Consider the following 6,774-nt stretch of genomic DNA (forward strand, 5'->3'; position numbering starts at 1 on the left):
GTCAGGACGATGAGTTATGGCTCAATCCTCAAAAAGAATCGGGCAGTTCTGCGGCCCTTCCAGCTTGTTCAATTCCTCGATCACTTGCGGCCTGGCATTGCGCAGGATCAGTAATCGCCCCTGACGGCCCAGACGTCTCGCTTCCTGATGAAGCATTTCCACGCCTGAGTAATCGATGAAGTTGATCTGCTGCGCATCGATTACCACACGCAGCCCTTCAGTGCGTTGCAGGCGGGTTTGCAGGTAGTGGCTGGCACCGAAAAAGATTGAGCCGCCGACCCGCAGCACATCCTCATCGCCTTCGCGCCATTGCTGCACGCGCGGTTGTGAGGTGCGTTTGAGGTAGAAGAACAGCGAGGCCAGCACACCGGCATAAATCGCGGTTTGCAGCTCCAGCAGCAGGGTGGCCAGACAGGTCAGCGCCATCACGAAAAACTCGGCGCGGCTGACACGGAACAGTGCGCGAATGCCACGACGATCCACCAGGCCCCAGCAGATCAGCAGGATCGAGGCGGCCATGGCCGGGATTGGAATGTGCGAGATCAACGAGGCTCCGGCGACCGCGAACAATGCCACCCATAGCGCCGAAAAAACGCCGGCCAACGGCGAACGCGCACCCGCCTCGTAACTCAGCGCCGCACGGGTGAACGAGCCCGCTGAGAGGTAGCCGGAAAACAGCGAGCCGACCATATTCGACAGACCTTGCGCACGGACTTCCTGATTGGCGTTGAGCATCTGCTGCGAACGTGCCGACAGCGAGCGGGCAATCGACAGGCTGTTGACCAGCCCCAGCATGCACACCGCCACTGCTGTCGGCAGCAGCTTGAGGATCAGCTCAAGGTCCAGCGGTAGCGGGCTGAAAGGCGGTAGATGGCCAACGAAGGCACTGACCACACGGACATGGCCGAACATCGCCGGCCACAGCCACACCAACAGGCTGCTCGATACCAATGCAATCAATAAGGTTGGCCAGCGGGGCACCAGGAGTTTGAGCCCGATGCCCAGCGCCAGGGTCAACAGACCCAGTGTCAGTGAAGGTAGATCGACCTCTCCACGATGTTCTAACACGGCGGTCAGGCTTCTAAGGGCGGTGGTCTGACTCGGCAGGTCAATGCCCAGCAGATTGGGCATCTGCCCGAGTGCAATGACTATTGCAGCGCCCAGTGTGAAACCGAGCACCACCGAGTGCGAAACGAAATTCACCAGCGCACCGAAGCGCATCATCCCAAGCAATAGCTGGAATACACCGGCGATGAACGTCAGCAGCAGGATCAACATTATGTAGTCCTGACTGGCCGGAACGGCGAGCGGACTGACACTGGCATACAGCACGATGGAAATAGCCGCGGTCGGCCCACAGATGAGGTGCCAGGACGAGCCCCACAGACAGGCGATCAGAACGGGAACAATGGCGGCGTACAGACCGTACTCCGGAGGCAGCCCGGCGATCAGTGCGTAAGCGATGGACTGCGGCAGGGCCAGAATGGCACCGCTCAAGCCCACCAGCGCATCACGCCCGACGCTGGCGCGACTCTGCTGCGGCAGCCAGGCTAGAAACGGTAGAATTTTATGGCGATTGAGCCAGCGCATCGGTCCCTCGAGTGAATTGAACGTAGAGGACGCAGAGCGTCCAGAACGGCATACCCACGCGGAGCATGGGCACGATAGTTGGACACCTATCGTTCCTCACGCTCCAGCGTGGGGATGCCTTGGGTGACGCCCCGCGTCACAGATCTGCGCCACGCCGCGTGCTCAAGACCTTACGCCTACAACCTGGCTTTCACCGCCGCCAGCCCATCCTTGCCATCAATCGTCTTCACGCCCTCCAGCCACGTGTCCAGTACTGCGGGATTGGCCTTGATCCAGGCCTTTGCCGCTGCGCTGTTGCTGACCTTGTTGTTCGCCACTTCGGCCATGATGCTGTTTTCCATGTCCAGGGTGAAGCTCAGATTGGTCAGCAGCTTGCCGACGTTTGGACAGGCTTGCGCATAACCCTTGCGAGTCAGGGTGAAGACCGAACCGGTATCGCCAAAGTATTTCTCGCCGCCCTTGAGGTAATGCATACCTTTGATCTGCACGTTCATCGGATGCGGGGTCCAGCCGAGGAAGACCACAAACGCCTTGCGCTTCACGTTGCGATTGACCTCGGCGAGCATCGCCGTCTCGCTCGACTCGACCAGCTTCCATTTGCCCAGATCGAATTCGTTCTTCTTGATGATCTCCTGCAGCGACAGGTTGGCAGGTGCGCCAGAGCCAATGCCATAGATCTTCTGGTCGAACTTGTCAGCGAATTTATTCAGGTCGGCAAAATCATGCACGCCGGCGTCCCACACATAGTCCGGCACGGCCAGAGTGAACTCGGTGCCTTCAAGGTTCCTGGCCAATTGCGTTACATCGCCGGTCGCCACGAACTTGTCGTAAAAGCCCTGCTGCGCCGGCATCCAGTTACCCAGAAAAACATCCAGCTTGCCGTCTTTCAGGCCGCCATAGGCAATCGGCACGGCCAGGGTGTCGACCTTGGCCTTGTAGCCCAGACCTTCAAGCACCACGCTGGCGATAGCATTGGTGGCCCCAATGTCACTCCAGCCCGGATCGGCCATTTTCACGGTGCTGCAACTTGCGTCCTCTGCCTGCGCCGCAAGGCTGCCGAACGTCATGACCGCGACCGCAACGGCTGTGGATAACTTCTTCATTGATGTACCCCTTTTGATTTTTTTGGTGTGGGCAGGGTCAAGGTTGCGGAAAACGTGCCTTACGCTCCAGATCGTCCAGATCAATGTGGTTGCGCATGTACTGCTGACTGGCGTCGACCAGTGGCTGGTGATCCCAACTCTTCAGCTTGCCGGTTGCCAGCGATTTGGCGACGAAGCGCCTTCTGCGCTGGCTGGCGAGCACCTGTTGGTGTATCGCCGGGATATCCCACTTGGCTCGAGCTTCAGCCAGGAAGTCATTGAACAGCTTTTCATGGGCGGGTGACTGGCTCAGATCCTTCTGCTCTTTCGGGTCCTTCTTCACATCGAAGAGCAGGCACGGGTCCTGCTCCGAATAGATGAATTTGTAAGCGCCGCGACGGATCATCATCAACGGGCTGGTCGTGCCTTCGGCCATGTACTCGCCGAACACCTCATCGTGCCCGCCCTTGCGTTTCAGGTGCGGCATCAGCGAGCGTCCGTCCAGTGGCAACCCGGCGTCCAGTTTGCCGTTGGCCATTTCGACAAAGGTCGGCAGCAAGTCGGCAGTCGACACCGACGCACTGACCCGCCCTGGCTTGAACTGGCCCGGCGAATACACCACCAACGGCACGCGGGCGGCCATTTCGAACCAGTGCATTTTGTACCAGAGGCCCTTCTCGCCCAGCATGTCGCCGTGATCGCCGGAGAACACCACGATGGTGTCTTCCGCCAGCCCGACTTCATCCAGCGTCTGCATCAGCTTGCCGACGTTGCGGTCGATGTAGCTGCACGCGCCAAAGTAGGCGCGGCGCGCATCACGAATCTTGTCGGTCGGCATGGGCTTGTCCCACAGGTCATAGACCTTGAGCAGCCGTTGCGAATGCGGGTCCAGCGCGGCCTGATTGGCGTGCGGCGGCGGCATCGGGATCTCTTCGTCGGCATACAGGTCCCAGAACGGCTTGGGAATGGTGTACGGATCATGAGGATGAGTCATGGAAACGGTCAGGCAGAAAGGCGCATCACCGTCCTGGCGTACGTAGTCGTACAGATACTGCTGGGACTTGAACAGCACTTCTTCATCGAAATCCAGCTGGTTGGTACGAATGCACGGGCCGGCCTGCAACACTGAGGACATGTTGTGATACCAGCTCGGACGCACGTCCGGCTCGTCCCAGTTGACCGACCAGCCATAGTCGGCCGGGTAAATGTCACTGGTCAGGCGCTCTTCGTAACCGTGCAGTTGATCCGGCCCACAGAAATGCATCTTGCCTGCCAGAGCGGTCTTGTAGCCCAGCGCACGCAGATAGTGAGCGTAGGTTGGAATATCAGCGGGGAAATCGGCTGCGTTGTCGTACGCGCCGATCTTGCTTGGCAGCTGACCGCTGACCAGTGTGAAACGCGATGGTGCGCACAGAGGACTGTTGCAATACGCTGAATCGAACACCACGCCGTCGGCAGCAAGGCGGCTCAGATTCGGCATCAGGATTGGAGACCGGGAGTAAAACGGCAACATTGGCGCGGCCATTTGATCGGCCATGATGAACAGAATATTTTTGCGCTTCATGTAATCGCTGCATCCCATTGTGAAAATTTATGCGAAAGTGACGGGTACGAGGATGAAGTCGTCGTGTTTGATGGTAAAGCCCATGCGCAGCAATGCCTAGGATAAGCACCGCTTATGTTTGAAGCTTTTGGCGACATGTCCCTTGACCTGCTACGTGCCTTTGAAGTTGCGGCTCGCTTGCGCAGCTTCACTGCGGCGGCTATCGAACTGGGCACTACTCAGCCTGCCGTCAGCCAGCAGATCAAGCGCCTTGAAGAACAGCTGGCCACCCGCCTGTTTGACCGGATCTATCGCGGCATCGAGCTTACTGAAGCCGGCGAAATATTGTTCAGCCATGTGCAGGCTGGCCTGCAATCCATCGACAGCGGACTGATAGCGATCACCGAACAGCACCAGCACGAAGTGCTTCAAGTGGCGACCGACTTTGCCTTCGCCGCCTACTGGCTGATGCCGCGTCTGCACCGTTTCCACAAGGTCAACCCGGACGTGGATGTCAGCCTGGTCACCAGCGAGCGTACCCACAGCATGTTACGCGCAGATATCGACGTTGCCGTACTGTTCGGCGACGGACGCTTCAAGCAAGGCGAAAGCCATTGGCTGTTCAGCGAAGAAGTCTTTCCAGTGTGCAGCCCGCAACTGATCACGGGTCGCCAGACGCCGCTGCCCAACGAGGCACTGCGCGACTTTCCGCTCTTGCACCTGCGCGGCGAAAGCAGCAACAACTGGTTCGACTGGGCAGGCGTATTCCGCGCCCTCGACATCCCCCAGGCCCCTACCCCCGGCCAGCTGCGTTTCGACAACTACACCCTGCTCATCCAGGCTGCGATTGGCGGACAAGGCATCGCCATCGGCTGGAAACACTTGGTCGACGACCTCCTCGACCAAGGCCTGCTCTGCCGCCCCATCGCCGGAGCCGCCATTTCCGGCCAGGGCTATTACGTGGTTTTGCCCCAGCGCAAACGGCGCGTGCAGATCGTCCAGCAGTTCATGGACTGGCTGGCGAGTGAGCAGGCGTTGAGCGGGGTTTCGCTGGCGGGCAGGCCGTTGCCGTCGATTGCGGTGTAAGCAGGCGTTCATTTTTTGGTCAGGAAGGACTCATACATGCAAGACATCCACGGCTACCACGCCCATATCTATTTCAACGCCCAGACCCTGGACCAGGCCCGAGCCCTGTGCGAAGCCGCGACCGAGAAATTTGCGCTGCAGATGGGCCGCGTTCACCAAAAGCTGGTTGGGCCGCATCCGGACTGGAGTTGCCAGTTGGCGTTCGGGCATGAGCAGTTGGCTGATGTCACTTTATGGCTCGCGCTTAATCGCGATGGATTGGTGGTTTTTCTGCATCCGTTGACGGGCGATGAGCTGCGCGACCATACCGACCATGCCATCTGGATGGGCGCGGTTCGTCCTTTGAATCTGGGCGCTCTGGGTGGCTGATAGCCAGCTTCTCGGCCGTTTTCCTTCAGTGGTTACAAGCGCATTCCTCGTCGAAAAGATCGGTGTAAGATAGCTCCGCTGAAAAATGACCAATCGGTCCGTTGCAGCGCAAATTTCAACAAAATGGTCATGCATACGCGTCAACATCGATAAGCCGCCTTTCACGGGCTGCCTGAAATGAATGCTGAAAGACCAGACAGAGGATCATCAGAAATGCCGGATCTACTCATCGACGGTAAGACCCTTCACTACGCTGACCAAGGCACCGGGCCGGTTGTCTTGCTCGGTCACAGTTACCTTTGGGACAAGGCGATGTGGAGTGCGCAGATCGACACGCTGGCCAGCCGGTATCGGGTGATTGTGCCGGACCTTTGGGGGCATGGGGATTCCAGCGGTTTTCCGGAAGGCACCCGCAATCTCGATGATCTCGCCCGCCATGCGCTGGCGCTGCTGGATCATTTGAATATCGAGCGTTGCAGCATCGTCGGGCTGTCGGTGGGCGGCATGTGGGGTGCGATTGCTGCGCTGCTCGCGCCAGAGCGCATCACCGGGCTGGTGCTGATGGACACTTATCTGGGCAAAGAGTCGGAAGCCAAGAAAGCCTACTATTTCTCGTTGCTCGACAAGCTGGAAGAGGCCGGTGCCTTTCCTGAGCCGCTGTTGGACATTGTGGTGCCGATCTTCTTCCGGCCTGGCATTGACCCGCAGTCGCCGGTGTATCAGGCGTTCCGCTCCGCATTGGCGGGTATGAATGCAGAGCAGTTGCGCCAGACTGTAGTGCCTCTGGGGCGAATGATCTTTGGTCGTGACGATCGGCTTGGGTTGATAGAGCAACTGAATGCAGACACCACGCTGGTGATGTGTGGCGATGCTGACATCCCGCGTCCGCCTGAAGAAACCCGTGAGATGGCCAGCCTGATTGGCTGCCCTTACGTGCTGGTGCCTGAAGCGGGTCATATCGCCAATCTGGAAAACCCGGATTTTGTGTCAGGGGCGCTGATGACGTTTTTGGCGCGGGTTAATCAGCAGCAGGGTTGAGGCGGGCTGGTTTCTACGCTGGGACCTCAAGATCGGACGCGGAGCGTCCAGAACGGCATGCGACGC

Annotated in this window: 6 protein-coding genes; 3 read left to right on the top strand and 3 right to left on the bottom strand. The window is 58.8% G+C overall.

Annotated features, from left to right (window positions below; translation table 11 throughout):
* Window positions 1–21: 21 nt before the first annotated feature.
* The 3 genes from ALO64_RS13765 to betC all read right to left on the bottom strand — a co-directional run bounded on the left by ALO64_RS13765 (window position 22) and on the right by betC (window position 4,236).
* The gene (locus ALO64_RS13765; protein WP_044344900.1) at window positions 22–1,590 is read right to left on the bottom strand and encodes a SulP family inorganic anion transporter; all 1,569 of its coding nucleotides are present in this window, start codon (window positions 1,588–1,590) and stop codon (window positions 22–24) included.
* Window positions 1,591–1,766: 176 nt separating this feature from the next.
* The gene (locus ALO64_RS13770) at window positions 1,767–2,693 is read right to left on the bottom strand and encodes a choline ABC transporter substrate-binding protein (RefSeq protein ID WP_005732760.1); all 927 of its coding nucleotides are present in this window, start codon (window positions 2,691–2,693) and stop codon (window positions 1,767–1,769) included.
* A gap of 37 nt (window positions 2,694–2,730) precedes the next feature.
* On the bottom strand, window positions 2,731–4,236 hold the full coding sequence (gene betC, locus ALO64_RS13775; RefSeq protein WP_044344901.1) for a choline-sulfatase: 1,506 nt from the start codon (window positions 4,234–4,236) through the stop codon (window positions 2,731–2,733).
* A gap of 114 nt (window positions 4,237–4,350) precedes the next feature.
* On the opposite strand from betC, the gene ALO64_RS13780 reads away from it, so the two are divergent.
* The 3 genes from ALO64_RS13780 (at window position 4,351) to ALO64_RS13790 (ending at window position 6,708) form a co-directional block, all read left to right on the top strand.
* Entirely contained in the window at window positions 4,351–5,301 is a 951-nt protein-coding gene (locus tag ALO64_RS13780; protein ID WP_002551343.1) for a choline sulfate utilization transcriptional regulator, read from the top strand.
* Window positions 5,302–5,337: 36 nt separating this feature from the next.
* Complete coding sequence (locus ALO64_RS13785; protein WP_005732762.1) at window positions 5,338–5,670, top strand: DOPA 4,5-dioxygenase family protein; 333 nt, start codon at window positions 5,338–5,340, stop codon at window positions 5,668–5,670.
* A gap of 213 nt (window positions 5,671–5,883) precedes the next feature.
* Window positions 5,884–6,708 (top strand): alpha/beta fold hydrolase, encoded by an 825-nt coding sequence (locus ALO64_RS13790; protein WP_005732763.1) that lies wholly within the window; start codon window positions 5,884–5,886, stop codon window positions 6,706–6,708.
* Window positions 6,709–6,774: the final 66 nt, after the last annotated feature.

This window comes from Pseudomonas meliae (genome assembly GCF_001400515.1).
Taxonomy (GTDB): Bacteria; Pseudomonadota; Gammaproteobacteria; order Pseudomonadales; family Pseudomonadaceae; genus Aquipseudomonas; species Aquipseudomonas amygdali.

Excerpts from the sequence above, each read along its gene's own strand:
- ALO64_RS13765 (WP_044344900.1), bottom strand. The coding sequence starts at position 1,590 with ATGCGCTGGCTCAATCGCCATAAAATTCTACCGTTTCTAGCCTGGCTG.
- ALO64_RS13770 (WP_005732760.1), bottom strand. The coding sequence starts at position 2,693 with ATGAAGAAGTTATCCACAGCCGTTGCGGTCGCGGTCATGACGTTCGGC.
- betC (WP_044344901.1), bottom strand. The coding sequence starts at position 4,236 with ATGAAGCGCAAAAATATTCTGTTCATCATGGCCGATCAAATGGCCGCG.
- ALO64_RS13780 (WP_002551343.1), top strand. The coding sequence starts at position 4,351 with ATGTTTGAAGCTTTTGGCGACATGTCCCTTGACCTGCTACGTGCCTTT.
- ALO64_RS13785 (WP_005732762.1), top strand. The coding sequence starts at position 5,338 with ATGCAAGACATCCACGGCTACCACGCCCATATCTATTTCAACGCCCAG.
- ALO64_RS13790 (WP_005732763.1), top strand. The coding sequence starts at position 5,884 with ATGCCGGATCTACTCATCGACGGTAAGACCCTTCACTACGCTGACCAA.